Origin of the sequence: Streptomyces sp. NBC_00726 (assembly GCF_045161735.1) — a bacterium.
Taxonomy (GTDB): Bacteria; Actinomycetota; Actinomycetes; order Streptomycetales; family Streptomycetaceae; genus Streptomyces.
This window is the reverse complement of record NZ_CP108983.1, coordinates 6,169,558-6,195,981: the sequence shown is the minus strand read 5'-3', so window position 1 is coordinate 6,195,981 and position 26,424 is coordinate 6,169,558. Positions and strand designations below refer to the sequence as shown.

The 26,424-nt window shown below is 70.1% G+C and carries 19 protein-coding genes and 1 tRNA gene; 10 read left to right on the top strand and 10 right to left on the bottom strand.

From position 1 onward, the window contains the following. The first annotated feature begins 662 nt into the window (after positions 1-662). Positions 663-3,371 carry an ATP-binding protein gene (locus OG338_RS27540; RefSeq protein WP_405939919.1) on the top strand — a complete coding sequence of 903 codons (2,709 nt, stop codon included), beginning with the start codon at positions 663-665 and terminating at the stop codon, positions 3,369-3,371. A gap of 15 nt (positions 3,372-3,386) precedes the next feature. Here the strand turns inward: OG338_RS27540 and OG338_RS27535 are convergent, their stop codons facing one another. Further along, positions 3,387-4,277 (bottom strand): serine/threonine-protein kinase, encoded by an 891-nt coding sequence (locus OG338_RS27535; RefSeq protein ID WP_405939918.1) that lies wholly within the window; start codon positions 4,275-4,277, stop codon positions 3,387-3,389. A gap of 116 nt (positions 4,278-4,393) precedes the next feature. Between OG338_RS27535 and OG338_RS27530 the strand changes: the two genes are divergently transcribed. The 4 genes from OG338_RS27530 to OG338_RS27515 are packed head-to-tail and all read left to right on the top strand — an operon-like array spanning position 4,394 to position 13,092. After that, positions 4,394-5,899: a PD-(D/E)XK nuclease family protein gene (locus OG338_RS27530; protein ID WP_405939917.1), complete on the top strand. Its 1,506-nt coding sequence runs from the start codon at positions 4,394-4,396 to the stop codon at positions 5,897-5,899. Next, positions 5,896-6,939 (top strand): hypothetical protein, encoded by a 1,044-nt coding sequence (locus tag OG338_RS27525; protein ID WP_405939916.1) that lies wholly within the window; start codon positions 5,896-5,898, stop codon positions 6,937-6,939. The genes OG338_RS27530 and OG338_RS27525 overlap by 4 nt, the downstream gene beginning before the upstream one ends. Further along, a complete protein-coding gene (locus OG338_RS27520) occupies positions 6,932-10,351 on the top strand; it encodes a hypothetical protein (RefSeq protein WP_405939915.1) in 3,420 nt (1,139 codons plus the stop codon). The genes OG338_RS27525 and OG338_RS27520 overlap by 8 nt, the downstream gene beginning before the upstream one ends. Next, the gene (locus OG338_RS27515; RefSeq protein ID WP_405939914.1) at positions 10,339-13,092 is read left to right on the top strand and encodes a pPIWI_RE module domain-containing protein; all 2,754 of its coding nucleotides are present in this window, start codon (positions 10,339-10,341) and stop codon (positions 13,090-13,092) included. Before OG338_RS27520 ends, OG338_RS27515 begins: the two co-directional genes overlap by 13 nt. A gap of 272 nt (positions 13,093-13,364) precedes the next feature. On the opposite strand, the gene OG338_RS27510 is transcribed toward OG338_RS27515, so the two are convergent. Both OG338_RS27510 and OG338_RS27505 read right to left on the bottom strand, forming a co-directional pair. Continuing rightward, on the bottom strand, positions 13,365-13,526 hold the full coding sequence (locus OG338_RS27510) for a hypothetical protein (protein WP_405939913.1): 162 nt from the start codon (positions 13,524-13,526) through the stop codon (positions 13,365-13,367). Further along, positions 13,523-13,939 (bottom strand): ATP-binding protein, encoded by a 417-nt coding sequence (locus tag OG338_RS27505; RefSeq protein WP_031176764.1) that lies wholly within the window; start codon positions 13,937-13,939, stop codon positions 13,523-13,525. The genes OG338_RS27510 and OG338_RS27505 overlap by 4 nt, the downstream gene beginning before the upstream one ends. 151 nt (positions 13,940-14,090) lie before the next feature. Between OG338_RS27505 and OG338_RS27500 the strand changes: the two genes are divergently transcribed. After that, a complete protein-coding gene (locus OG338_RS27500) occupies positions 14,091-15,341 on the top strand; it encodes a helix-turn-helix domain-containing protein (RefSeq protein WP_405939912.1) in 1,251 nt (416 codons plus the stop codon). Between the two features lie 35 nt (positions 15,342-15,376). Here the strand turns inward: OG338_RS27500 and OG338_RS27495 are convergent, their stop codons facing one another. The 3 genes from OG338_RS27495 to OG338_RS27485 all read right to left on the bottom strand — a co-directional run bounded on the left by OG338_RS27495 (position 15,377) and on the right by OG338_RS27485 (position 18,342). Continuing rightward, positions 15,377-15,829: a hypothetical protein gene (locus tag OG338_RS27495; RefSeq protein WP_405939911.1), complete on the bottom strand. Its 453-nt coding sequence runs from the start codon at positions 15,827-15,829 to the stop codon at positions 15,377-15,379. Between the two features lie 113 nt (positions 15,830-15,942). After that, positions 15,943-16,605, bottom strand: a complete 663-nt coding sequence (locus tag OG338_RS27490) for an HGGxSTG domain-containing protein (RefSeq protein WP_405939910.1) — start codon at positions 16,603-16,605, stop codon at positions 15,943-15,945. A gap of 288 nt (positions 16,606-16,893) precedes the next feature. Further along, a complete protein-coding gene (locus tag OG338_RS27485) occupies positions 16,894-18,342 on the bottom strand; it encodes a primase C-terminal domain-containing protein (protein WP_405939909.1) in 1,449 nt (482 codons plus the stop codon). Here OG338_RS27485 and OG338_RS27480 point away from each other — a divergent pair. Beyond that, positions 18,301-18,483, top strand: a complete 183-nt coding sequence (locus OG338_RS27480) for a hypothetical protein (RefSeq protein ID WP_405939908.1) — start codon at positions 18,301-18,303, stop codon at positions 18,481-18,483. The genes OG338_RS27485 and OG338_RS27480 overlap by 42 nt on opposite strands. A gap of 1 nt (position 18,484) precedes the next feature. Next, entirely contained in the window at positions 18,485-19,741 is a 1,257-nt protein-coding gene (locus OG338_RS27475) for a tyrosine-type recombinase/integrase (RefSeq protein WP_405939907.1), read from the top strand. 96 nt (positions 19,742-19,837) lie between these two features. Here the strand turns inward: OG338_RS27475 and OG338_RS27470 are convergent. After that, a tRNA-Pro gene (locus OG338_RS27470) sits at positions 19,838-19,911 on the bottom strand. Positions 19,912-19,961: 50 nt separating this feature from the next. Then, the gene (locus OG338_RS27465; RefSeq protein ID WP_405939906.1) at positions 19,962-22,595 is read right to left on the bottom strand and encodes an ATP-binding protein; all 2,634 of its coding nucleotides are present in this window, start codon (positions 22,593-22,595) and stop codon (positions 19,962-19,964) included. A 110-nt stretch (positions 22,596-22,705) separates the two neighbouring features. On the opposite strand from OG338_RS27465, the gene OG338_RS27460 reads away from it, so the two are divergent. Both OG338_RS27460 and OG338_RS27455 read left to right on the top strand, forming a co-directional pair. Beyond that, positions 22,706-23,200 carry a DUF309 domain-containing protein gene (locus OG338_RS27460; protein ID WP_405939905.1) on the top strand — a complete coding sequence of 165 codons (495 nt, stop codon included), beginning with the start codon at positions 22,706-22,708 and terminating at the stop codon, positions 23,198-23,200. Between the two features lie 108 nt (positions 23,201-23,308). Further along, positions 23,309-23,716: a hypothetical protein gene (locus OG338_RS27455; protein WP_405939904.1), complete on the top strand. Its 408-nt coding sequence runs from the start codon at positions 23,309-23,311 to the stop codon at positions 23,714-23,716. Positions 23,717-23,728: 12 nt separating this feature from the next. On the opposite strand, the gene OG338_RS27450 is transcribed toward OG338_RS27455, so the two are convergent. Further along, a complete protein-coding gene (locus tag OG338_RS27450; RefSeq protein ID WP_405939903.1) occupies positions 23,729-24,940 on the bottom strand; it encodes an FAD-dependent oxidoreductase in 1,212 nt (403 codons plus the stop codon). Then, positions 24,937-26,379: an NAD(P)/FAD-dependent oxidoreductase gene (locus OG338_RS27445; protein ID WP_405939902.1), complete on the bottom strand. Its 1,443-nt coding sequence runs from the start codon at positions 26,377-26,379 to the stop codon at positions 24,937-24,939. The genes OG338_RS27450 and OG338_RS27445 overlap by 4 nt, the downstream gene beginning before the upstream one ends. Positions 26,380-26,424 lie beyond the last annotated feature (45 nt).

Genomic DNA, 26,424 nt, shown 5'->3' with positions numbered 1-26,424 from the left:
ACGCGATGCCAATGTCTCCACGGGCCATTGGCGCCCTCACTCCTCGGGCAACGGCCCAGGGAATGACCAGGTGGTCCGCGGGGGAACGGACACGCCGACGATTCGGCTGGAACTTCCCAGCCGCCTCGACGGCGTGTTCCGCCCTCGGGGCCCCGGCCCCTGTGCACCTCTACTCGAGGTCGCCGAACAGCTCAACCTCGTAGGCCCGCTGGGCCGTCGGACGGACCGGCCTCAGCCAGCCGTGGTACGCCGCGCCCGCACCCTGCTGGGGTGCCGAAACCGGCTTCGGACGGGGCCGGCGCTTCCGGCGGGGCGGAACAGTGGCCTTGGGCCGGCGGGTGCCGGCCGGTCGGGCACTACGCTGCCGGCGCTTACGCGAAATCGAAGTCATAGTCGCCTCTCCAGTGATTGGTTGATGCCGACGATTCCTGGCCGAATTACCGAAGGCTTTCCGGTCATCGGCCAGGAGGGCCCGTGCCCCGATGGCCGACTGGGCGAACCATCGCAAGGCAGGGGCTGATGACGCAGCAGCGTGGCAGACATTCCGGCGGAGCATCAACTTCAAGGCGTTAACCAAACGTTAAAGGGCGCTCCACAGGCCGTGCGATCCTGTCCAGGGCGAGACCAAGAAGGCTCATCACACCTCGAAAGGGGAGACCGGCATGGAGTTCCGCTTACTAGGGCGGCTGGCCGCACTCGACGACGAGGGACGATCGATCGATGTCCCCTCAGGGAAGACCTGCGAACTACTGGCCCTCCTCCTGCTGACTCCCGGCGAACCAGTGCCACATCGAACTATTTTTCGATTCCTCTGGCCGGGCATGGACGTGAAGCCCGCGTACATCAGGCAGTACTGCCTGAAGGTGCGCAATGCGCTGAAACTGAAGGTCGGAAACACCGGTGGCTGTTCCCACATTCAGGCCGACCCCGCCGGCGTGGACCTGTTTCGCTTCCGAAGCCAGTACGCCGCTGCGCTCCGCCTGGAAAGCCCACAGCGTCGACGCTCCGCACTCTTGGCTTCGCTGGCCGAGTGGCACGGTGCCACCCCTTTGAGCCTTCTCCTGGGCGAAGCCTTCGCCCAGGAGCGGACCCGGATCCTTCGCGAGCTGCACGACGCGACCGTCGAGTGTGTGCGCGCCGACTTGGACTGCTCCGAACTCCACAACGCGCTCCAACGGGTCGACCATGCGCAGGAGGAATGGCCTGACAGCGACGCTCTGCTCGGCCTCAAGGTCCGGGCGCTCAGCGCGCTGGGCCGCCATCACGAGATCGAACCGGTGCTCGCTCAATGGGAGCGCAGGTTCAACCGGCCGACCGCCCACTTGCTTCTTGCCACCAGGGCCGGCACGGGTCACGCAACCGTCCACGACGTCACGCCCCGCCCCCTGGTCCCGAGCCAATTGCCCCTCCGGCCGGCTCGGATCATCGGACGGCGCTCGGAGCTCGAACGCCTCACCAACACGGTGCTGAGCAGGGCACCTGGATCAGGAGCCATCGCCGTCGTCTCGGGCCCAGCGGGCGTCGGGAAGACTTTCCTCGCGGTGGCCGCAGCCCAGCAGCTTGAACCGGACTTCCCGGATGGCGTCCTCTACGTCGACCTGCGCGGGTTCTCCGCCCTGGAACCGGAGAACGTCGCCTCTGTCCTGGTCCGGTTCCTGAACGACTTGCGGACAACCCCGGCCACCGTGAATCGCGACGGCCTGGTATCCGCCTACCGCTCGGCACTGGCGGGCCGACGTGTACTGGTCGTCCTGGACAACGCACGGGACGAGGCACAGGTCCGGCCGCTGCTGCCCGGTCCGGGGCAAAGCGCCGCGATCGTCACCAGCCGTCGGCGGCTGGAGGGACTCATCGTCAGAGAGGGGGCGAAACCCATCAACCTCACTCCCCTCGGCCCCTCAGAGGCCGCCGAGTTGCTGAACTTTTCACTGGGCCATGAGCATGCGGGTTTGGCCCGCCCATTTGCCGAGGACCTGCTCGGCTACTGCTCGGGTTTGCCGATGGCTCTGCGTATCGTGTCCGCTCAGATCACCCGCCGCCCGCCCCAGGACCTGCCGCGCGTTGTCCGCAGGCTCCTCAAGGAAAGTCCCGGGCTTCGCCTCCTCGACCTGGGCACCGATGAGTTGAACCTCAGCACCATGCTTGAGAACTCCTGCCGGCTCCTGTCCGCCCCCGCCACGACCCTACTGTGGCAACTTGCCCTGCATCCCGGCCCGACGATCAGTTGGCGTGCGGTCCAGGCCCTGGGGCACGACCCTCTCACGGTCGGACAGTCATTGAACGAACTCGCAGCCATGAACCTGGTGGCCGAGGCCGCCTTCGAGCGCTACTCCATGCACGACCTCGTCCGCATCTACGCGGCAGAGTTGTCCGATCAGCAGAAGCCCGGGGATCGCGACGAATGCCGATACCGCGTATGTGAGTTTCTCCTGCAGAACGCCTGGTCCTGTGATCAGGTGCTTGATCCGGATCGTCGGCTGCCGATCACCGCAAACGCGGACTTCGCTGTGGTTTCACCCGCGAACCATGCCGCCGCGACGGCCTGGTTCGATGCCGAGTACGCCACCCTGAGCGCTGCTCTCCGACTGGCCGAGAGCCTGCGGCTCGATCGGTACACCTGGCTTCTGGCACTCACCGTGCTGACCTACCAGTGGCGATCCAATCGGTATCTGGACGCCCTCGGTCACCTCTCCAACGCTCTCGCGGCAGCAGAACGGTGCGCCGGCCCGGGAGACGTGGCCACGATCCGACGCCTCCTTGCCGGAACCCACCGCGGTCTGGGCGACCATGCGCGGGCCGTATCAGAACTACGCGTCGCGGTCCGCGTGAGCCAGGACCACGGTGATCTCAAGGGTGCGACCCTGGCCCGCTACAGCCTGGGAATCATGCTGCACGAACTCGGCAACACCGACGAGGCGCTGATTGAGCTCAGTGCCGCGCTTGCCGGCTTCGAGGCCCAGGACGACCGACTCGGGCAGGGGGCCGCGCTCGACGGAATCGCCAACGCCCACCACCGGGCCGGTGACCACATCTCAGCCCTCACCCACTGCACCAAGTCGTTGGCTCTGTTGGGAGGCACAGCGGACCTCAACGGTCATGCTCACGCTTTGTTCACGATGGGCCGCGTCCAGGCCGCGATCGGCGAGCACGAGGCCGGGGTAGCGGCCTACCGCACCGCGCTGACGCTCTACCGCTCCATGGCGTACATCAGCCGAGAGGCCAGGGCGCTGGTCCGGTTGGCCGACTCGCTCTCCGCACTGGGCCGTGCAGCAGAAGCCCAGCAGACGACCGATGAGGCCCGTGCGCTTCTGGCGAGGCTCGGTGAGAAGGACCTCGATGCCGCAGTGGAGCGTCAGCGGCAACTCTCGTGACGTCCGGCCGTGGGATCATCGGGCACGCTCCCGCAGCCGGAAGCAGGCTGACGGGTCGGGGCGCACGGCTTTCGGTCCCCGGTCGGATCCAGGCTTCGGCACACAGCACTCGAGGTAGTCGCGGATCTCCGAAACACCGGGACGTTCCCGCGGTTCGACGGCAACCATGGCGAGACCCAGGCTCCGCAGCCGTTCGGGCATGGGTACTTCAAGTCCGTTCGGGAAGGCGGGCTCCGCCTCGCTGGGTGGGCCGTCGACGTGGCTGTAGGGCAGCTGCGAGGTAATCATCTCGAAGAGCAAGACGCCGAGGGCGAAAACATCGGACTTCGCAGTGGACTCGGAGCCCTGGACATATTGTTCGGGTGCGGCGTAGTTCGGTGTCCCGCGGGGGTCATAGTTCGGCGTCGAGAAATCCGTGGAGTTACCCACATCAAGAAGCCGAATGCGCCCGTCAGGCTGGATCATCACGTTGTTCGGTGTCACGTCCCGGTGAACGTAGCGTTCGTGCACCAGCGTCAGGATCTCGCAGAGTTGCGCCACCACGCACGCGGCGTGGGTGGCCGGAACTGGTTGGTGCCGCCCCATCCAGTACCGAAGGGTGAAGCCGTCGATCAGCTCCATCACGATGTATCGCCGCTTGCCCCAGCCGCTGTGCCAGCCTTCATCGAGCACGCGCGGAATTCCGGGGACCGCGTCCATGTACCGAAGGCGCTCCAGTTCCTCATCGATAGGCCCGGCATCCTCGGCGTACTCGGTCAGGGATTGACCGAAGCGCCGAAACTGCGCCTTGACAGCAACGTCCCGGCAGTCGTATTCATCACGAGCGACAAAGAGTTCACCCTCCCCGCCTTGGCCGAGTTCCCGCAGGATGCGAAATCGGTTATTCAGAAGGGTGCCAGGACGCAAGGCGCAAGCTCCAAGACGAATCTGCCGGGTAGTCCGGTTCGCAGAACAATGAAAACCAGGTGAGGCACAGTATGGCAGGAAGTCAGCCCCCCGAAGGGATGATCGGGAGTTCCTCCGTGGTCGACATCCGGCTGGGAATGTTCGGGCCGGAGCGCTACCGGTGCCCGGCATCGGATGCGTTCAAAGCCCAGGGGATGCGTCCGGCCCAGCGGGCCGCGTGGAAGCCGGAGGCATTGGAGACGTTTACGAACGGACCGTTCATGGCCGCGCTGGACCGGCTGGAGCTGCCGGCCGACGGAGCGGAGCCACGCCGGTCCAGCAAACCCGCACACGAGGGGGTGAGCAGATGGACCCGGCATGCCCTCCAGATGTACGAGATGGCTTTCGCCGACAGCACGGAACTCCAACCGGCTCCGCTGCACTGGCGCTACCGGCACCGCGCCTCGCGAAGTGATGAGGTCGTGAGCCCGGAGTACCGGATCAGCGCCTGGGCGCGATGCTTCGAATCGGTGGACGGTCGGCTGCGGGAACTGCGGCTTCCTGTGAATCGCCTGCGTGGGCGCACGGATGCCGAACGGGCGGTAGCAGCACTGGTCGCGGCGGAGGGCGACACGGACGACCGGGTCGAGCATGTCCGGGTGGTGCAGTTCGCGCTCACGGACGGTCGGGTTCAGGAGCTGTTCAACGGTACGCGGGGCGAAGCGCTGGCCCTGTACCGGGAGAAGGGCGCACCCGCGATCCGAGCACTCCTGGACCGGCCGGAGTACCGGCCCGGGTCGGCCTGCGCATCCTGCCGGGCGGCGCCTGTGTGCCCGGCACTGCCGAGGGCCCCGGGGTTGCTGGGGATCGCCGATCGCACCCGGCCACGCCGGAGCTGGTCCCCGACCACAGGCCGCGGGCACAGCTCGTGCCCGGCGCGCGGCTACCTCCGTGGCCTGCGGCTTCCCGTGGACACTTCCATCGAGCGCGGCGCCGCGGCCGAGCGCGGGCGCGCCGTCCATGCCTTCCTCTCCGCCCGGCATGCTCAGGGGGAAAGGACACCCTGCGCCCCCGACGTACCAGCCGACTGGGTCCCCGATGGCTACCGGCTGCCGCCGTCCGAACGCCTTCTCGGTGCCCGTCTCCTGCGCCATCACGCCGAGGTGTGCCCTCTCGGCATCGCCGATTCGGAGTCCGGCAGAACACCGGAACCCCTCCTCGTGTTCGATGACCCGGCGGCCGATCTCCTGGTACTGACGGAGCCCGATCTGCTGTACCGGGAGCGCGGCTCCTGGGTGTGGCGTGAGACCAAGACCACTCGAAGCAGGAGAATGCCGCGTGATGTGCTCACGGCCTATCCCCAGCTGGCGCTCGCGGTACGGATCATAGCCATGGGCATGCTGGCCGCCGATCGGGTGGAGCTCGAGTTGCTGCGTCCCGATGGTGTGGAACTCCGGTACCTGGACCCCTTCGCGCCGGAGACCGCTGCGGCAGCCGAGGCGGTGCTGCGCGACCAGGTCGCCGGCTGGCACCGGGAGCAGTTGTTCGAGGCGGTCCCCAGCGCGGAATGCAACAACTGCGAAATGGCACGCTGGTGCTCGTCCCGCCCGCCGCGGAATCCCTCCCCGGAGGCGGCGCGATGAACCCGGGCTTCGAGCTGCTGGCGGCTGTAGCGCGTGGAGTGCTGGACCTGAGCGGCATGAGCCGTCCCGCGGCACTCCGGCTCCCGTATGCGGCAAGCACTCAACTCGCCTTCGACCGCCTCGTACTGACATACCTTCAGCAGGACCGGCCACCGCCTCTGAGTATTCCCGGCCTGATGTCGCACTGCACGGACCTCCTCACCACCTGGCCGCTGGCACTCCCACCCGGGTTACTGACCGACGACGCACGCCTGATCGGTCAGAGTTCGGCCGAGCCGACCCGCACCTGCGCCGAACTCGCCTCGTACGGCCGGCTCGGCACCTGGGAACAATCTGCGTCGGACGTAATGGCCGATCTCGCCGATGCCTGCGGCGCTCCCGAACGGTTCGCCTCATGCCGCGACTTCCTGATCACACATCCCGTCATCCCGAACCCTGACACCTCCAGCCTCATGCGGCCAACCACCATCCGTACCTGGCGAGTGGTCCGGGACTTGTACAAGCCGGCACCCGAGCGCTTCACAGCGGGTCGCACGCTCTTCACGTGCACGGAGTGTCTGCTGTTCGCCAAGCCCACGTCCGGCGACGGGGCGTGGTGCGAGGGTGGGTGCACCATTCAGCGCGGGCTCGAAAGGGTCGAGGATCCGAAGCATCCAATCGCCCTTCCTCACGCAGTCCGGCTGTTCCTCGCCCTCCCCGGCCGCACCGAACTCCTTCTGCGCGGGAAGCTGCCCGGTGGAACCCCATTGGTTCCGACAGGAACGGGGGGCCTTCGGCTTGTGCGGGGGGACGGAACGAGCGATGCACTGCGGGTGCTCGACCGCGAACAGCCGGCGCTGGCCGCACTCAGGGCCGCCGAGTTGGCCGCACTCGAAGGCTCCCCCCTCGACGTGGTGATGCCCGACGCCATCGACGGGCTACCGGGCTACCGCAACGCCTTCGGCCGCCACCTCCCCGCGGATGCCCGGGTGCGGCTCAGAACAGTCAGCGAGTACACGGCTTCGTATCGGAACGACACGCTCGGGAGAACCCATGCGTAGCACTGCAAAAGCCCTGCATCAGGTACTGAAAGAGCTGCATTCCACCGGGACGAAACTGCCGCGTCGCAAACTGGTCGATCTATGTGAGATCGAACTCGGCCTTTTCCTCCAGGAACAGCTCACCCCCGGGGCACCTGCCGCAGACGCGTGGACCCTGTTCAGTGGCTACCCGTTCGCCCACGAACGCAACGAGATCACGGAGGAACAGGAGTACCTCCGCCGGACCGCTCGCTATGCCCTGTGGGCCTGGGGGCGCAGGCTCGCCTGGTCCGAGGCGTTGAAGGAGTACAAACAGCAGGACCGGCAGTTGCGCGCCTTCGAGGTTCCGGACCTGGACGCCCCCGCCAGCCGCCGGCCATCGCTGTCGGTCGCGGAGGACCGTTGGGCGTCGTACGAACATCTGTTGAGCCAGGCACCGCCGTTCACCGGCGAGCCGGCCACCTTTGCCGGGCCGGGACGGTACGCGTTCCCCATCGGACGGCACCTGAGCACCGTGCTCCTCCCGGAACGCGAAGCCTCCGCTCCCCCAGGACACGACCTAGGACGGCTGCCGGCCCACGCGGGCAGACCGTTGACCTTCAAGTGGAAAAAGCTGTTGGTCACCGCAGCCGCCATGGACGCCCGAAAACCCGGCGGCTGGGTCACCCGGCTCAAGGCGATCCGGCTGTCGACGTGCCGCCGCAGAGGCTTCCGTCCGGCCCGCGCCTTCTCCGTATCCGGCATCGAGCATCTGCTCGGCATCGTGGGCGCCGGGAAGAGCACGCTTCGCGACGTCCTGACCGTACACCTCGCCCGGCAGGGCCTGACGGTGACAGTGGTTGTCGGTGACGTGGCGGAGCAGCTCCGGCTGGTCGAGCTCTACAACACTCACGTTCCGGGTTGCGCCGCACCCGTGCTCGGCGCGACGGGCCGCCAGCAGCACGCCGAGCGGCTCCACCGCAGGACGGCGGGACGGGGTGAGCTCAATCTTCTCGCCCATCAGGATCCCGGCTTCCGGTATCTGAGCACCTCCTGTGCTTTGAACGCGCTGCGCCATGCCGACGGCCACCCCGCCGACGACCTCCTGGGTTTCGGTGAAGCACCATGCACCAAGCTCCAGCCACCCAAGATCCGCGATACGGACCCGGACGATCCCTGGGCCTCGTACCGGAGAGCATGTCCGTTCTGGTCGCACTGCCCGCGCCATCATGGGCCCCGGTCCCTGGTCGATGCGGCCGTCTGGGTCTCCACACCGCCCAGCCTGGTCGACTCCCGTGTTCCCCACCCGCAGAACGCGGAGCGTATCCGCTACCTCGAACTCGCCTGCCGCCGAAGCGACCTGGTAATCGTCGACGAGGCGGACCGGGTGCAGATGCAGCTCGACCGCATGTTTGCCCCCGCCGTCCCACTGCTCGGTGGTGGACCCGACACTCGCTCGTTCCTCGACGAGGTCAATCAGCATCGTATCCGGGAGCTGGCCAGCGCCGGGCGAGTGCAACTCTCGGACCGGGACGTGGAGAACTGGTCGGCGGCGGTGAACACCACACAGGCCGCGGCGGACCGGCTGGTGGCCATGCTGGTTCGCGACTTCGACCTCAGGAAATGGGTACGGACCGGATATTTCAGCGCCGGCACGCTCCAACTGCGGCTGCTGGAGGAGCGGTTTCCTCTGCCGAAAGACCATGAAGTCCAGACCGGTCCGACCGTTGATCCATACAAGGAGCCTCGGAAGCGCCTGATGGAGCTTCTGGACGACTTCCGTGACAACCCGTTCGGCGACCGCCGGCCGCCCAAGGACCGCGTCTTGCCACTGATCGGGTTGCTCGGAGAGCTGCTCCACACCAACTATCGCGAGCACACTCGTGGCCGGCTGCGGGACGTGGTGGGCGATCTCTTCGACCTCGCCTCGCACACAGGCTCGGACGGCTGGCAGGAGGACCTGCTGGACCGGTTCGAGTTCACACTCCTGCTCAGCGCTCTGGAGCCCAAGCTCGCGCTGATCAACACCATGTGGCCGCGGGTCGCCGACTCACTCAGTCTCGGCTTCAACGAGATGTACCGTCGCCCCCTCGACTACGCACCGATGGTCCCCGAGTCCCCCATGGGCAATGTGATCGGGTTTCAGTTTCTCTTGCAGGGACGGGACGAGGGCGGCGTCCGCACCGGCGAGCTCCGTTTCTTCCGTTGCAGCGGGCTGGGACGGGAACTCCTGCGCGCGATGCCCAACCTGCCGAAGGTGGACGGCCGACCGGGAACCAACGTACTGCTGATGTCAGGAAGCAGCTGGGCCGACAAATCCAGCCGCTACCACGTGCCGGTCCGGATTGGCACGCTGATCGAGCCCGATCCAGTGGAAATGGACCGCATCGCCGATCAGAGCGAGTTCCGTTTCGAGTTCGTCCGGGAAGCCTGTGACTGCCCGACACGATGCACCTGCGACAGTCCGAGCGAGGCCCTGCGGCTGTCCGGAATGCCCCTCGACCAGCGCGAGGACGTGTTGCGCCGAATGACCACCGCACTGGGACGCAACGATCACGGCCAAGGCCGACTACTGCGTGAACTGCACCGGCTGCCGGAACCTCGGCGGCACATTCTCCTCCTGGTGGGCAGTTACGAAGAGGCCGCCCTGGTGGCGGACACCCTGCACACGCTCAACGATCGCTGGCACGGCAGGGTATGGCGGCTGGTGTCCGACGACGACCCGCATGCCGCGGCCCATCCCCTGGACGACGCGCACCATGCCCCAGTGCTGCGTCGCGGTGATGTCGAGACGCTTGCGGCCACTGAGGCCGAGATCCTGGTGGCGCCTCTGCTGGCGGTGGAGCGCGGGCACAACATCCTCGCCATCGACAGCAAAGAGGCTGCGATCGGCTCGGTGTATTTCCTGGCCCGGCCCAACCCCCGCCCCGACGACCTCGGGCTGGCAGTGCACGCGATCAACGACTGGATCGTCCGGCTCATGGACGGCACCGGGTTCACCGATCTGGTGCGTGGTGCACCCACGCTCGGCCTGGGCGCGCGTCGGTTCCGCGATGCCGCCCGGTCGAAGTGGTATCACGTCCTCGCCAGGAGCATGGCCTGGCGCCACCTCGGCGACGACGACCGCGTCCAGGTCACCTGGGACATGCTGGTACTGATCTGGCAGGTCATCGGCCGATCCGTCCGGGGCGCCGTTCCCACCCGGGTCGCCTTCGTCGATGCGGCATTCGCCCCCTGCCTCGCCGCGGCCGATCCGGCCGGCCCCACGGACACTCCGAAGACAAGCCTGCTGTACAGCATCCGCGCCGTGCTTGCCCCGTACTTCCATCCGGAGGGCGGCAGGCCGAAGGCCGAGCGACACATCGTCCAAGCCCTGTATCGGCCACTGTGGACCGCGCTCGAACGCTGTTTGACCGAATGCACCGAGGAACGAGGTTCCGCATGTACCCGTTGATCCACCACACCGCCTACGAGCCCGATCCCGAGCACGGGCCGTGGTCCGAGCAGTTTCGGGTGATGCATTTCCCCGAGGAGTGGCGCGCCAAATTCCTCAGCCTCTATCACCGCCGGTGGCGCCGCGGAAACAACCTCCCGGGTCTGCCGATCCGCAGACTCAATGCTCTGCTGAGAGCCACCGCGCCCGGTGTGGTGGCAACCGGCCGGCAAGCCGGATCCAGCTCCGCGGTGCCATGGTTCTACGCCACCGAGGACCAGCCGGCCGAGTTGGTGGCACCACTCCTTGCTACCTGGGTTTCGAGCCTGCCTCCCAGCGCGGACAAGGACCCGGCCCGGGCCGCCGGCCATGAGGCCGAGCTCGACCAGGCCCTCGCCCTGATCGACGAAGTGGCCCCCGCTTGGCGTCATGAGTCCATTGACCTCACCGCCGCGAACACCTCCGCAGGCGGCACAGCCGAACCCGATCAACGGCTCTACCATCTGCTGCCGGAGCTGGTCGGCAAGCGGCTCGCCGCCCGGCCACTCCTCATGAACGGCGTCGAGCTCCGCTTCCGTCAGGTCACCCGAGACCAAGGCGTGGAACTGGTCAGCTGGCCACCCCGCACCTACACCAAGTACAAGCGCATCTGGTACTACTCGGCGCTGGTTACGGTCACCGTGCAGACCGTCCCCTTCGCGCAGCGTTTCCGGGTACACGTTTCGTACGGCGTACGGCGCTGGGCCACCGGCTCTCCGGTGAAGCTCCAGAATGGCCGAGGGGCGACCGTCCTGCTCGACGCACCGCTGCCCTGGAGCGACACGTCCGATCCGCGTCACCGCCTCGTGGTCAACTCGGTCGCTCTCGATCGAACCCTCGGTGCCCCGGTGTGGGGCAAGCAGAGCCTGTTCGACCTCTTGCCGGAGCTGGACATCCAGCACATGTATCCCAAGCCCGCCGAGCTGACCACCGAGGCGGCCGACTGGCTGGCCGGCCGGGGCGGGGTGGCCGCCGGCATCCTGCATGACAACGCCTTCGGTAAACACGGGGTCGGTGCCGGCCTGATGCCGTTGGAGCGGATGCTCCTCGACCGGTGGGTCGAGGAAGGTGTTCGACCGTTCCTCCGTCGGGTGCCGGCCCTTGAGCGGGTTCACCGCCGGTCGAACCCCAAGCTGATCGCCGGCTCTCACACCAAGGACCCAAAGAAGCTGGCCGAACGTGCCCGGCGGCGCGTCGAGGCCCGGCGTGGCGCCATCCGCGCCGTACTGGACGGACAGCCGTTGTACGTGGATGTGGTCTGGCAGACCGAGGAAACCCGCGACGAACTCGTCACGGCACTGCGTGAGTGGCTCGACCTCCCGTCTGCCGCCGCTCCCGTCGATGGTGTGTACAAGTGGCACAACGACGGGCTCCACGTAGTGCTCCGCACCCGTCCGCTGGAGTCTCTGGGCAGCGCACTCCGGGTCGGAGATGCCGGCAGGTCGCGAGCCGAGTCGGTGGCGACGGCCGTTCGGGACCGTGCGGCACGAGTCTCCGCCAAGCTCGGCGAGCGCCGGGAGGCGACTGGATTGGCATGGGTGGAAATCCTCGGCCGCGATCGATTCCCCCGCACGGATACCGACCCCAAGGCGGCACTACGTCTCGGATGCGCCGAGGCAGGACGGGTGAGTCAGTTCATCGTCGTCCCCGAGGACGCTGAAGGCCCACTGGCCCAACGGGCTGCCTCCGCGATCGCGGACGGGATGCGCCAACTCGGTGCGATGGTCCCTCCGGAGCAGAACCTGGACGCCTCTTTGACCGACGACATGCAGTACCTGGCGATCTGGCACGTACGTCACCATGCCGGCGGCCCCACCCGTCAGCCCGGCCAGCGCCTCGTGGCACTCCGAATCCGCCCCCGTGACCCGGTACACCCGGTACGGGGCTGGGATGAGGCCGAGAAGAGCTGGGTGCCTTACGCCCGTCTGCTGCTCACCATCGCAGCCTCCGGAGGCACGCCGGTGCCACAGGAGGAGGCGGACCCCTCAGCGGCGGCGTCGGAGGATACCCACGAGGCCGAACGGCAGATCAGGTCACTGCTGTACCAGGTCCGGGACCGACCCACCCTCCTGCTCGCCAACAGCGGCAACCTGCGTAAGGTCTGGCCCGGTCTTCGGAACGGGCAGTTGGTCAGAGACAGTCTGGTCTTCCATGGAGAACGACCCGCCCGGATTTCACTGTTCGGGGCCGACCTGCGCGTCGTGCTGCTCCGGGACGCGAACAGCCGCGAGGAAACCGCCGAGTGGTACGCCCCCGGAGCGCAGCCGGACGACACCCCGGGGGTGTCCATCGGGCTGTGGGCACCACAAGGGGCCGAGCCGGACAACCGGGTCTTCACCAGCACTGTAGGCAAGCCGCCGACGGGTGGATCCCCTCGCACCGACCTGCGGAAACTCGTCCCGAGCATGGCTTGGCCGCATGGCCCCGCCGCCACTGCCTGGAACCCCCAGGCACTCGAACTCACTGTGCTCGGCTGCCTCTCCGACCGGGTGCCGGCCCAGGCCCGGCGCACCGACCAGCTCCCGGACCGGCCCGCGCTGCTTGCCGCTGCCGTGCACCAGTTGCGCTTCCACGACGAGTACCACCCGTTGTCCCGGCCACTGCCACTCCACCTGGCGAAACTGGCCGAGCAGTACCTCCTGCCCCTTGCGGAAGCAGCACCGGAGACCACGACGGCACCCAGCGGCGAGAGCGACACCAGGAGCCCGTCACCGGCGCAATAGCACTCAAAGGCCGGTCTCGGAAGATTCCGAAACCGGCCTTTGACCTGCGACTCCTATGAGTCGGGACGACAGGATTTGAACCTGCGACCCCTTGACCCCCAGTGAACGAAACACCGTCCACAGGGGTCTGTGAGTTCCGGGGAGTGCGCAAACGTCCAGGTCAGGGCCAGCTTTTCCGGCTCGTTCCACGGAGTCCGTGAGATCTGTGTGAGAAGACGAAGCCCCGGTTCGGTGGAGTTCACCGGCCGGGGCTTCGCCGCGCCATGGGGCGGTCAGTTCTGCTCGTCGCCCTCGGCCTCTGCGCCGACGGTGGGCGGCTCGGGTTCAGCCGGGACCGTACTGATCCGCAGGCATCCGTCCGTGCCGAACAGCTCGATCAACTGCGACAGATGGGCGCGCGCCGCGCTGCGGCCGGGTGTCTCTCCCGTGGTCACCCGCGCCCCTCCAGGTCCGCCCACACGATCTTGCCCCAGCGCCGCTCATCCGTGCCCCAGTCGGCGGCCAGCGCCGCCACGAGGCGCAGACCACGCCCGCCTTCTTCACTGTCGTCGGCTTCGCGCTGCACCGGCCGCGCCCGGGAGAGATCCGCGACGCCGACACGTACCCGCGCAGCGCCGGGACGGTCGATGACGACCCGGATGGATTCCCGCCGGGCGTGCTGCACGGCGTTGGCCACCAGCTCGGAGACGATCAGCGCCCCGTCCTCGGCCAATGCGTCCAGCCCCCAGACGGCACAGGCGGTACGAAGCAGGCGCCGCGCGGTGGCGGCGCTCTCGGGCTGCCTCGGCAGGGTCTCGCTGTACCCGGGGTGCCCGGTCTGGCGGGCCCGGGTTGTAGGTTGCGGCATGTCGGTCTGCTTCCTTCAGATCGGCCAGCCCCGGGGCCGTTCGCGCGGTCGCCGGGGCGCTTCGCGTTCAGGTAACCGGGGTGCGTGATCATGCGGAGGAGCCAACAAGGGGGCCAGGGAGGGGCCACACTAGATACGGAAGGGGGCCACCATGAGCGACACCACCGAGCGACGCCGCGAGTTCGGCGCCTACCTCGCCGGTCTGCGGCGGCACTCCGGCCGCTCGCAGCGGCAGTTCGCCGCCGTGCTGTGCGCCGTGTCGGGCGCCCAGTCGATCACGCGGAACGAGGTCTCCCGGTGGGAGCGTGGGGAGCGCATCCCGGACGTGTGGCTCCCCACCTTCGCTCAGGTGCTAGGCGTGCCGCTGCGTGAGCTGGAGCAGGCCGCCGCGTACGCGCGGGGGGATGCTCAGGCCACCCTTCCCGGGGTCGCGGCCACCCTCGCGGACCTGCTGCCCGACGGGGACTCGCTGAAACCCCTGGCGACCCCTTGTGGCCGTCGGATCGGCACCACCACCGTGGACAGCCTGGCGGCTCGCGTCCACGGCCTGCGGCTCGCGGACGATGTGCTGTCCGGCGGTGACCTGATCGCCCCCGCCTTCCGTGAGCTGCGCGCCGCCGTCCGTCTGTACCGCGAGTCCGAGCACTCCGAGGAAACGGGGCGCGGCCTGCTCGTGCAGATTGGGGAGTTGGGCCAGATCGCCGGATGGATCGCCTCGGACGCCGGTCGGGGTGAGGACGCGGAGCACGCCTACCGGCTCGGACTCTCGGCCGCCCGCCAGGCCGGGGACGCGCCGCTGGTGGCCCAGCTCGCGGGCAGCCTCGCGTACCACCTGACGAACACCGGCCGGGAACGGGAGGGTCTGGAACTGGCGAAGGCAGCGGTCTCCGAGGCCGGGCCGGACGCTCCGGCCACAACCCGCGCCCTGTTCCTGGACCGCGTGGCTTGGGCGCACACGCGTGCCGGGGAGGCGCAACCGGCCCTGCGGGCGCTCGGGGAGGCCCACGCCGCGCTGGATGCCACGGACGGCCCTCCCGCGCCGACGTGGGCCTATTGGGTGAACCGCGAGGAGCTGGAGGTCATGGACGCCCGGGTGTTCACCGAGCTGCGTCGCCCGCTGCGCGCGGTGCCGCTACTCCAGGACGTGCTGGGACGCTACGACGCCACCCACGCCCGGGAGGTCGCGCTGTACCGCTCATGGTTGGCCGTGGCGCTGGCGGACGCGAACGAGCCCGAGCAGGCTGCTGAAGAGGCCCGCCGCGTCATCGACACGTCCGGCGATCTTTCCTCGGAGCGCACGGCGGAACGGGCCCGGACGGTCCTCCACCGGCTGAAGGATTACGAGGACGTGCCCGAGGCCCGGAAAGTGCTCACCGACTACGGGCACTTGCTGCTTGCGTAGGTCCCGATCGTATGTGCCGCGATCGCTTGGTCCGGTTACCCCGGGACGTTCGCATAAAGCGCCCGCAAGCGGTCGCCCAACCTTTCCTGGACTGAGCGCAGAGCAGCGGCCATGGCGTCTTCGTTCTCGTAGGTACGGTCCAGCCAGTCCCGGGCATCAGACGCCAACTGCCGATCATCCAACCGAGCGAGCAAAGCGTGCATCTGAATCGTGGACGTCATTCCTTCTTGGCGAGCCTCGTCACTCAGCCGGGTACCCCTTGGCAGACGCCGAATGTTGGCGTAGACCTCCAGCGCTCGTTGAAGGTCTATGTAGGTCTCACGTTGGAGCATCACCCACTCTGAGCGGTACCGGGCTTTAGCCTCTTGCTCGGCTAGGAACTTGTCACGTCTGAGTGCGCGGCCGTCCGAGAGCTTCTGAGCCAGCAAGGTGCCAACACTGCCCAGGATTACGCCGACCAGGGGCGCGATCGTTTTCCACCATTCCATCGGGGGATCGTAACCAGGGCCCGCAGCGTGGGACGGTGGATCGGTGGTAGCAGGCTGGGCTGACCGTTTACACGCGGAAGCCGCAGCGCTCACGGGCTGCGGCTTCCTGGTGTTCAGGCGGCGGGGAGTTCCGGCCGCCCCTCGGCGGCCATGCCCCGCAGGAGACCGGCCATCACCTCCGGGACGCGGGCGCGCTGCGCTGCCGTCAGCTCCAGGGCGTCCAGCGCCCGGTTCATTGCCTCGAACATGATCTTCGTCTGGACCTCGGCCAGCGTCACCAGGCGCTCTTCCACGCCCATGCGGGCCGCGAGGTCGCACATCTTCAGCAGCCGGTCCCGTTCCTCCCCGTACAGCCGCACCCAGCCATTCATGGCTGCGCTGTACGTGGTGTCCACGCCGGGGAACTCCCCGCCTTGGCGCTCCACTTCGGAGGTCATGCCCCACACCAGGGCGTCCGCCTCGGTCTCATGCACCCGCTCCAGCAGCCACGCCACGTGGGCCGCCGCCTGCCGGATGAGCCGGGAGACGACGACCGCCGGGTCTTCTTGCGGGCCGTCCACGTCCCCGTAGGTGCGCAGGAACTCGGCCGTGGCCTCCCGGCGCTGCGCGGCAGCCCGCACCTGTGGTGCTGCGCCACCGTGCATCCGGCACACGGTCGCCCCGGTGACCGCCATGCCACGGCACCGGCCGCCGGACCGCGTACGGGCCGTACAGCGGCCGTCCTCGGGCGTCTCCGGGCCGTTCCCGCCGCCGGTGGCCGACTTGGACGCGCGCACGGGGTCCGCGCCCTGACGGCGCGCGCATGGGGTTGTTCGCCTCGCTCATGTCCTTGCTCCTTCGAGTCTCTGGTTCGACCCCGTTCCCCGGGGTCGGGCTACCCCCCCCGTCCGGGGGGCACTACGTACCCCCCGGACGGGGGGGGACGGGGTGGAGGTGCCATTCCGTCCGGGACGGGGTGGGACGGGGTGAACACCGAAACGCCCTGACCTGCACACTTCGCCGGTTTCACCCCGTCCCGTACCCCGTCCCTGATCCTGGTCACCGGGACGGAGTGAACCGCCCTGTCACGCCCCCTCCGGAAGCGCCTGCTGCCCTTCTGCGAGGACCAGGTTCGGCTGGTTCCGCCCCGTGCCCTCCAGCTCCGCGATCGCACCGGACTCCAGCAGGTTCCGTACCGCCAACCGCACCGTGGCGAGCTTCTTGCGCAGCGCCGTGGCGAGCGCGCCCCGGCTGAACGGCCCGGGGTTGGACTGCATGTGCTCCAGGATCAGCCGCTCCGTGGCACCTGTCGCCGTCTTCAGCTTCAGCGCCGGGTCCTTCGGCTCCCGCGTAATGGCCGTCGCCACCGGGCCCGGCTTCCCGCCGCCCTGCGGCACGTACGTCACGTAGGCGGCCACCGTGCCGACCGCCCCGGCACCGGCCGGGTTGTCCTTCCGAAGCCACAGTTCGGAGACGCCGGTCTCCTCCACGGACAGCTTCGTACGGCACTTGATCTCGTACAGCGCGCCCTGCGTGGCGAGGAACTTCCGCTTCGATCCGGCCTGCCGCTCGGTGTTCTCGTGGCCTACGTGGTCGATGTAGACCCCGCACGCCCCGTGCACGGTGAACGGCGCGAAGTACGCGGCGAACGCGGCGTCCACGCCCTCCGAGTCGTTCACCTTCTGCCCGAGAGCGCCGATGGACGGCGTGAGTGCGTCCAACGTCACCAGGGCCGCCGACGACACCAGGTCGGGCGCCAACTGCTCGCCCTGCTGCCGGGTGCGCAGCACCACGAAGCGGTCCTGGATGGCGTCCGGCTTGGCCCCTGCCCACAGAAGGCGCTGGACCAGCGTCCGCTGCGCGTTCTGGTCGAACTCCCAGTGGATGACCAGGCCCCCGGCGTTCAGGGTTCGCGCCTGGATGCTCACCATCAGCACGGACTTACCGGCGGAGCCGTCGCCGTAGACGCCGTTCACGGAGCCCTCGTAGAACAGGCCCCGGTCGGCGTCCGCGAACTCCCCGACAGTCGGCCGGACCTCCCATTCACCGGCCAGCACGGCGTCCAGGGCATCCGCCACGGACTCCACGGCCGTGGCCTGCTCCCGCTCCTGCGCGAACCGGTACCGGGCTTCCTGCTCGGCACGCAGGGCCAGCAGCCGCTTCTGCACGAGGGCTTCCACGGCTTCCGCCTCGTCCTCCGGGTGCTTGGCCGCCTCCGCCTCCCACACGGACCGGAGGGTCTTCGCCAGCCGGTCTTCCGGGTGCGGCTCGGCGGACGTGGCGTTGGCGGCGCGCACCATGTCCGAGTACCAGGTGAAGCCTCGCGGCGGCGAGAACTTCCAGGCATCGCCCGCGTAGTGCCCAGCCACGGCCGCCACCCAGTCGTTCGAGCTGCGGAACGGGTCGTCGGCCGGAAGAGACAGCAGGTCGGAGAGCTGAGACCCCGACGGCCGGCCAGCTACCACGCTGCCAGCGGCGGGCGGCGGATCACCGTGGACGACCTGGAAGCCCTCGCGGCCGTCTTCGGCGTCCATCCCACGACCCTGCTCTCCTCGGGCACCCCCGAAGCCGATCCGTGCGCCGTCTACGGCCACAGCTACGACGCTCGCAAGATCACAGGCCCCGGTCCGCGCACCTGCAACGACTGCGGCCACACCGAAAACCTGGAGGACTGACGTGCCCGACCCGATCAAGAAGCTGCCGCCCAACCGAAGGGGCCAGATCAGGTATCGCGCCGTGATCGACATCGGTTACGAGCCGCAGACGGACAAGGCCACCGGCGAAGTGATCACCGACCCGGCTACCGGCGGGCCGAAGATGAAGCGGAAGCAGCTCACCATCACGAAGGACACCAAGACGGCGGTGAAGGACGAACTGGCCCGCATCCGCCACCAGCGCAGCGCGGGCACGTACGTGGCCCCCGCGAAGATGACCGTCAGCGCCCTGCTGGACCTGTGGCTGAAGTCGGCCACGCGCGACGTGGAAGAGGCCACGGCCAGCAACTACGACAACGCCCTACGGCCCGTGCGGAAGTACCTCGGGCACAAGCCCGTCCAGGAGTTGAGCGAAGAGGACGTGGAAGCGTTCATCGACTGGATGGTGTCCGAGGGGCGGCAGCGCGGCGGCAAGCCTGGAACGGGTCTCGGCATACGGTCGGTGCGCCTCACCCTGGGGCGTCTGCGCTCCGCCCTGAACCTCGCGGTGCGGCGCGGCCTGGTGGTTCGCAACGTGGCGGAGCACGTGACGATCTCGAAGCAGGCCAAGGAGAAGGCTCAGAAGAACGCGGCCACGCACAAGCCGTGGAACGAGGAAGAGGTGAAGCGGTTCCTGGAGGGCATTCAGGGACACCGGTCCTACGCCCCCATGCTGCTCGCCCTGATCGCGGAGCGTCCGGCGGAAGTGTGCGGCGCCCGCTGGAGCCCGGACGTGGACCTGACGGCCGGGACGATCGCCGTCGGCACCAACACGCGGACGATCGTCTACGACCGCACCCAGGAGAGGGGGCAGCGGAACAAGGTCGTGGAGAAGGGGGCGAAGACCGAAGCCGGGAAGCGCACACTGCCGCTACCGAAGCCGGTCCTGCGGGCGCTGAAGGCGTTCCGCGCCGCTCAGGCGGCGGAGAAGCTGGCCGCCGGGGAAGCGTACGAGGACAGCGGCTATGTGCTCGTGGACGACCTCGGGCGACCGTGGAAGACGGACAAGCTCCGGCGCGAGGCACACAAGCTGATGGCCACCACGGGCGTACGGAAGGTGCGGCTGTACGACGCGCGGCACGCCTGCCTGTCGTGGATGGCGAACAACGGGGTGCCGGACACAGTGGTCTCCGCGTGGGCCGGTCACTCGGACCTCGGGTTCACGAAGCGGACCTACGTGCATCCCGACCCGCAGTCGCTCAGGGCGGGTTCGGAGAAGCTGGCCGAACTGCTCGGCTGACCTTGATCAACAACGTTTGTGAGAAATTGTGAGACGGCGCCCCTGGAAACGATCAAGAGGGGCCCCGAAGGACCCCTCTGACCCTGTACTTCACCGTCGGGACGACAGGATTTGAACCTGCGACCCCTTGACCCCCAGTCAAGTGCGCTACCAAGCTGCGCCACGTCCCGCTGCCGCTTGCCCGGTTTGGCCGGGTGGCGGTTGCAGGGAAAACATTACCTCACTCGGTGGACCGGATCGACGCGCGTGCCTGCTGGGCGCGGGCGGCCAGTCCTTCCGCGCCGCAGGCGGTGGCCAGTTTGTGGGCGCGGGCCAGCTCGCGGGGCGAGCGGGTGGCGATGCCGTAGTCGACGAGTGCCTGGGTGAACTCGTAACCGGAGGGGGACGCCTCCAGGTGGCGGACCGCCTCGCCGAGGAGGTGGACGGACTCCTCGGGGCGTGCGAAGAGGGCCACGCAGCGCAGGGCCTCGCCGATGGCGGTGTCCGTGCCGAAGCGCTCGGCGTGGACCCGGGCCGTGTTGGCGAGCTGGGCGGCGCGGCCGGGGTCCTCGTCGGCGAGGGCGCGGGCCAGGTCGCCGGCCCAGGGGCCCCAGATGCCGTTGAACCTGCCGCGCGGTTCCAGCGAGCGCCCGGCCGCTTCGAGCTCGGTCACCGCTTCCCTCGTACGGCCTTCGGCCAGCAGCAGGCGGCCCCGGACGCACGGCGCGTCCGGGAGCACCATGGCGCTCGGGTACGGCAGACCGAAGTCGTACTGGTCGGCGATCTTGCGGGCCTCGGGGACCCGGCCCCGGGCGAGCAGGGTGTCGATGAGCAGGCAGGCCGCGTCCCAGTGGACCGGGAGCCCGCTGCCGACGCGGTCCGCGAGGCGCAGCCCCTCGCGGAGGAAGCCCTCCGCCTCGGCGAGGCGGCCCCGGCGGCGGTGGACCAGGCCGAGCAGGGTGTGCGCGAAGGCCAGGTGGGCGCCGCTCCAGCCGGAGATCTCGAAGGCCCGGACCGCCTCGCCGAACAGCTCCTCGGCGCGGTCGAGCCGGTCCGTGAAGGCGTAGGTGATCCCGACCATGGCGGGGAGCTCGAAGCCCCACTCCGAGTCGGTCCAGCCGAGCCCGCGCGCGGGGTGGCCGTTCACCAGGGCGCGCTCGCAGAAGTCGACGATGACCTCGGCGTTCTCGCCGCGCAGCATGGCGTCGAAGGCGCGGAGCGTGAGCAGGGCGCGTTCGGCGTTGTCCCGGCCCTTGAGGTGGTCGGCGTTGGCGGCGAGCCGGCGCGAGCGGCCGGGGCCGTCCTCCTCGGTGGCCTGCATGCCCTCCCAGAGGAAGTGGGCGGCCTGGAGCCGCATCAGGCCGGGGCCGGGTGCCGTGCGTTCGGCCTCGGCCGCGAGGGCCAGGGCCGCCTCCTTGAGCTGGTTGTTGTGGGACAGCGCGGCGGCGAGCCGGAACGTGGCGTCCACCCGCAGCTCGTCCACGAGGCCGGGCATGTCCAGGGCGGCGCGCAGGTGCTGCACGGTGGTGGCCGGGGAGCTGAGCAGCGTCGCGCAGCCCAGCTCGTACAGCAGGGTGGCGCGTACGTCGTGGCGCGGCGGCTCTTCGAGCGCGCGTTCCAGGCAGCGCCTGGCGGCCTCGGGGGCGCCGACGGCGAGGTGCTGTTTCGCGGCGGCCCGCAGCTGTGCGACGAGTTCCTGGTCGTCGTCCGGGTGGACTTCGAGCAGGTGGCGGGAGGCCGCGGCGGGGCCGTGCCCGGCGTTGGTGATGGCCCAGGCGGCCCGGCCGTGCATGGCGGTGCGGGTGGCGGGCGGGATGGAGCGGTAGACGGCCGAGGCGATCAGCGGGTGCACGAACTCCAGCGGGTCGAAGCCGGTGACGATACGGGCCTCACGCAGCCGGGCCGTGCAGTCCGCGGCCTCGGCGGAGCTCATCCCGGCCAGGGACGCGGCGACGTCCTGGGAGATGTCGGTGCCGAGGACGGCGGCCGCCCAGGCGAACCGGTTGGCGTTGGTGCCGAGCCGTTCGAGGCGGGCGACGAGGCCGCTGCCCCGGGCGGAGGCGCCGAGTTCGCGCAGGAGCCCGGCGGACTCCTCCAGCGGGACCAGCTCCTTGTCCTGGACCTTGGCGACCAGCTCGACCGCCTCGTAGGGATTGCCGCCGGTGACGGCCCAGACCTCGCGGCAGAACGGGTCGTCGGCGTGCTCGCCGAGGGTGGCGCGGACCAGCTCGGCGGTGGCGTCCGGGGTGAGGGCGCGCAGGGCGACCCGGATCTGCGCGGGGTGGCCGTCGGCGGCGTTGCGCGCGGCCTCGCGGGCTGCCAGCTCCTCGGGGCGGTGGGCCTGGACGACGAGCACGCGCAGGTCGCCGAGGCGGGCGGTGAACGAGGAGAGCCAGGCCAGGGATTCGCCGTCCGCCCAGTGGGCGTCGTCGATGATGAGGAGCAGCGGGCGGTGGCTGAGCCGGGAGGCGAGCCGTTTCACGACGTAGTCGAGGCCGTCGCGGACACCCTGTGGATCGGGCTGCGGGCCGGAGGGCTCGGCGAGCCCCAGGGCCGGCGCGGCGGTGGCGAACCAGGGGCCGAACAGGGCCCGTACGTCGTCGGGCGGGAACTGGCCAAGGGCGGGCTGGAGCAGCTGTCGTACGACGTGGAACGGCACCGAGGTGACCGTCTCACCGCCGCGTGCCGACCAGATGGTGCACCGGTCCGCCGCCATGGCCCGGATCTCGTCCAGGAGCGCGGTCTTGCCGATGCCTGCCTCGCCGCTGTAGATCAGCAGCCCGCCGGTGGCCTGTGCCCCGCAGAGCGAGTCGATGGCTTGTGCGGCAGTGGCGAGTTCCGGTTCGCGCTCATAAAGCGGCCGGGACGGCTTCATGCCTACCCTCCCCCAAAGTGATGACCATGGTGGTCGAGCCTAGTCGCGCGCACGGGCCCACGGACAGTGGTTCGGACAGTTCGTCGCAGGTGCGGGGCACAATCGGGGGCGTGAACGAGACACGCAGGGACCGGGATTCCGAGGGACGGGCGCAGAACGCGCGCCCCCGTGACGGGCTGGGGCGCCCGCTGCCGTACGGGACGCCGGGGGTGGAACGGCAGCCGGAGGGGGTCGAACGCACCGCCGGTGAGACCGTCCGGGAGGCGCAGCGGCTGCTGGACGCGGGTATGCCGTTCCATGCGCACGAGGTCTTCGAGGACGCCTGGAAGTCGGGCCCGGAGACGGAGCGGGAGCTGTGGCGCGGGCTCGCCCAGCTGGCCGTGGGCCTGACCCACGCCGCCCGGGGCAACGCGACCGGCGGGGCACGGCTGCTGCGGCGCGGCGCTGCGGCGCTGGAGGCGTACGGAACGGGTGAGGCGCATGGGATGGGGCTCGGGGGGCTCATCGGCTGGGCGCGGGAGCTGGCGGGCCGGGTGGAGCGTCCGGGCGCGGGGCCGGTGGACGCGGCGGCGGAGGCACCTGGGCTGCGCGCGGAACAACAGTGAAGCCGAGGCTGCGCGCGGATCGGCCGGGAACCACAACTCGGCCGGGTTTCGACGGTGTTGGTTGACAACGGCGAACGGGCCGGGGCGGAGCCATTACGATCCCGCGTCATGAGCACTTCTGACCAGGACCGAGCCGTGGACGCCCCGATAGCCGAGGACACCGCCGAAACCACCGCCGAGGACCCGGCCGAGGACGTCACCAACGACCTCGCGGACGACCTCGCGGGCGGTCTCGCGGAGGGTGAGGACACCGGCGCGCGCCGGCTGACCCCGCGCCAGGCGAGACGGCTGCGCATCGTGCTCTCCTCGGTCGGGATGGTGGCGATGGCGGTGGTGCTCGGGCTGCGGCTCGCGAGCCGCGCCTCCGTCCTGGTGGTCGGGGTGTACGGGCTGGCGCTGATCCTCTGCGGGGTCGTGATCGAGCTGAGCCGGAACGGGCGTACCCGGCTGGGCAGCTGGCTGCTGGCCGTCGGTCTGGTCGCCGCGATCGGCTCGGACTGGCTGCTGATTCCCTGAGTTCTACGAGGGTCACGCGACCCGGATGTGCACCGGGCCGCCCTGCGGGTCGACGCGCCCCAGCCAGTGGGCGGTGAGGGAGAAGGAGTGGCCCGGCGCGACGGACCGCGCCAGGCGTTCACGGTGCAGCGGCGCCCCGTCCTGGCCGACGACGAGCAGCGGTACGGTCAGCCGCCGGCCGGTCCGCAGCAGGAGCCGGTGCCCGCCGGGCCCGGTGAGGTTGGGGGCGGCCCATTCCAGCGGTGCGGCGACGGCGAGGGGCGGCCCGCCCGCCGGCCAGCTGCCGGTGTCCAGGTGGGCCAGCACGGGTCCGGTGACGGCCCGGCCCTCGCGGGCGGCGGTGGCCGCGCTCTCCCCGCCGTGCAGGAGGTTCCCGACGGCGAAGACCCCCGGCCGTCCGGTGCGGTGGGCGGGGTCGTACGCGGGTCCCCTGGTGCCGGGGTCGAGCGGAAGGCCGCCGCGCCGGGCGAGTTCGTGGTCGGGGATCCAGTCGGCGGTGAAGACCACGGTGTCGCAGGCCAGGGTGGCGGTCCGCCCGTCCGTGTGGCGCACGCGGACGCCGGTGAGGCGGGGGCGGCCGGTCAGGGCGGTGACGGTGGTGCGGGTGAGCAGGGGCGCGCCACCGCCCGTGCGGACGGCCGCGAAGGGGCGGGGCGAGTGCTCCGTGACGCGGGCGACGAGGCGGACCCCGGCGGTGCGCAGGGTGTCGGCGGCCGCGCGGCTGACCGGTTCGTCGCCGACGACCACGGCGCGGGTGCCGATGGACTGGTGGTGGAGGTGGACGGACTGCTGGAGTTCGCCGGTGGTGTAGACGCCGGCGGGGCGGGTGCCGGGGACGAGCCGGGCGGCGCGGGGGCGTTCGCGGGCGCCGGTGGCGAGAACGACGGCCCGGGCGGTGATGCGTTCCAGGCCGCCGGGGCCGGTGGCGTCGAGGGTGCGGGGCCCGGCCCAGCCGGTGACCGTGACGCCGGTGCGGAGCGTGGCGCCGGCCGTGCGGGCCTCGGCCGCGCAGCGCAGGGCGTACGCGGGACCGGTGAGATCGCCGCTCGCGCGCGTACCGAATCCGCCGTGGGCGCAGTGCCTGGGGATGCCGCCCGGTGCCTGGTCCCGCTCCAGCACCTCGACGCGCCGCAGCCCGGCGGCGGCGAGGCCGGCCGCCGCCGCGAGGCCGGCCGGTCCGGCGCCGACGATCAGCACGTCGACGAGGCGTTCGCGGCGGGTCATGGGCGGGCCTCCTCGATCCGGGCGCGGAGCGTGGCCCCGCAGTGGAAGCCCTGGCAGCGGCCGTTGCCGGCCCGGGTCCTGCGGGCGAGCCCGGCGGCCGAGCGGGGCGGGAGCACCGAGGCGAGGGCGTCGCGGATCTCGCCCTCGGTGACGCGCTCGCAGTGGCAGACGACCGTGCCGTACGCGGGATCGCGTGCGATCAGGCCGGCGTCGAGGTAGGGGCGGTCGGAGGTCTCACCGAGACCGAGCAGGGTGAGGGGGGCCGGTTCGGCGGGCTCCCCCGGGTCGAGTCCGGCGCCGGGGAGCAGGGATACGACGTGCTCGGCGATGGCCATGGAGGCGGTGAGTCCGGTGGAGCGGATACCGCCGACGGTGATGAGGGCGCGGTCCGGGTGGGCCGTGATCCGGTAGTCCTCCTGGCCGGTGGCGGCGCGCAGGCCCGCGTAGACGGCGGTGACCTCTTCATCGAGCAGCCGGGGCAGGATACGGCGGCCTTTCTCGCGCAGCTGGGCGAGCCCTTCGGCGGTGGACTCGGTGGCGTCCTTGTCGTCCAGGTCCTCGGCGGTGGGGCCGAGCAGGACGTTGCCGAAGACGGTCGGCGCGACCAGGACGCCCTTGCCGGCGGCCGTGGGAACGGGCAGCAGGATGTGGTGGACCAGGTCGCGGGCGAGCTTGTCGAAGACGATGAGCTGCCCCCGGCGCGGGCGCACGGTGAAGGTGTCGAGGCCCAGCAGCCGGTCGATCGCGTCGGCGTGCAGCCCGGCGGCGTTGATCAGCAGGCGGGTGCGCAGGGTGCCCCGGGCGGTGGTGAGGGTGTGCAGGCCCTCGGCGTACGCGATGTGCTGGACGGGACAGTCGAGGTGGAGGTGGACCCCGGCCAGGACGGCTTCGGTGGCGTACGCGAGCGGGGTGGTCCAGGGGCAGATGACGGCTTCGTCGGGGATCTCCAGGGCGCCGAGCGCGCCGGGCCCGAGGTGCGGTTCGCGGGCGGCGGTCTCCTCGGCGTCCAGCAGCCGGGCCGCGGGGTAGCCGTTGCGCTCGGCCTTGGCCAGCAGGGCGGGCAGGGCGTCGAGTTGTTCCCGGTCCCAGGCGATGAGGAGGGCGCCGACGCGGTCGACGGGGATGCCGGTGCGGGCGGCGTACGCGGAGAGCAGCCGCTGCCCCTCGCGGACGAGGCGGGCCTCCAGGGTGCCGGGGGCGGCGTCGAACCCGGTGTGCAGGATCGCGGTGTTGGCCTTGGATGTGCCGTTGGCGATGTCGTCCGTGGCCTCGACCAGGGCGGTGCGCAGGGGGTGGTGGGACAGTGCGCGGGCGATGGCGGTGCCGACGACTCCGGCGCCGATGACGGTGACGTCGTAGGGCGGGGCGTCGGGGAGCGGGTGTCCGGCACGGGTGACGGTGGTGGCGGGGGTGGCGGGGGTGTGGCGCGGGGCTACCACGTGGTGCTCACGCCTCTCGGGGCGAGGTGTTCCCGGCCGCTCACG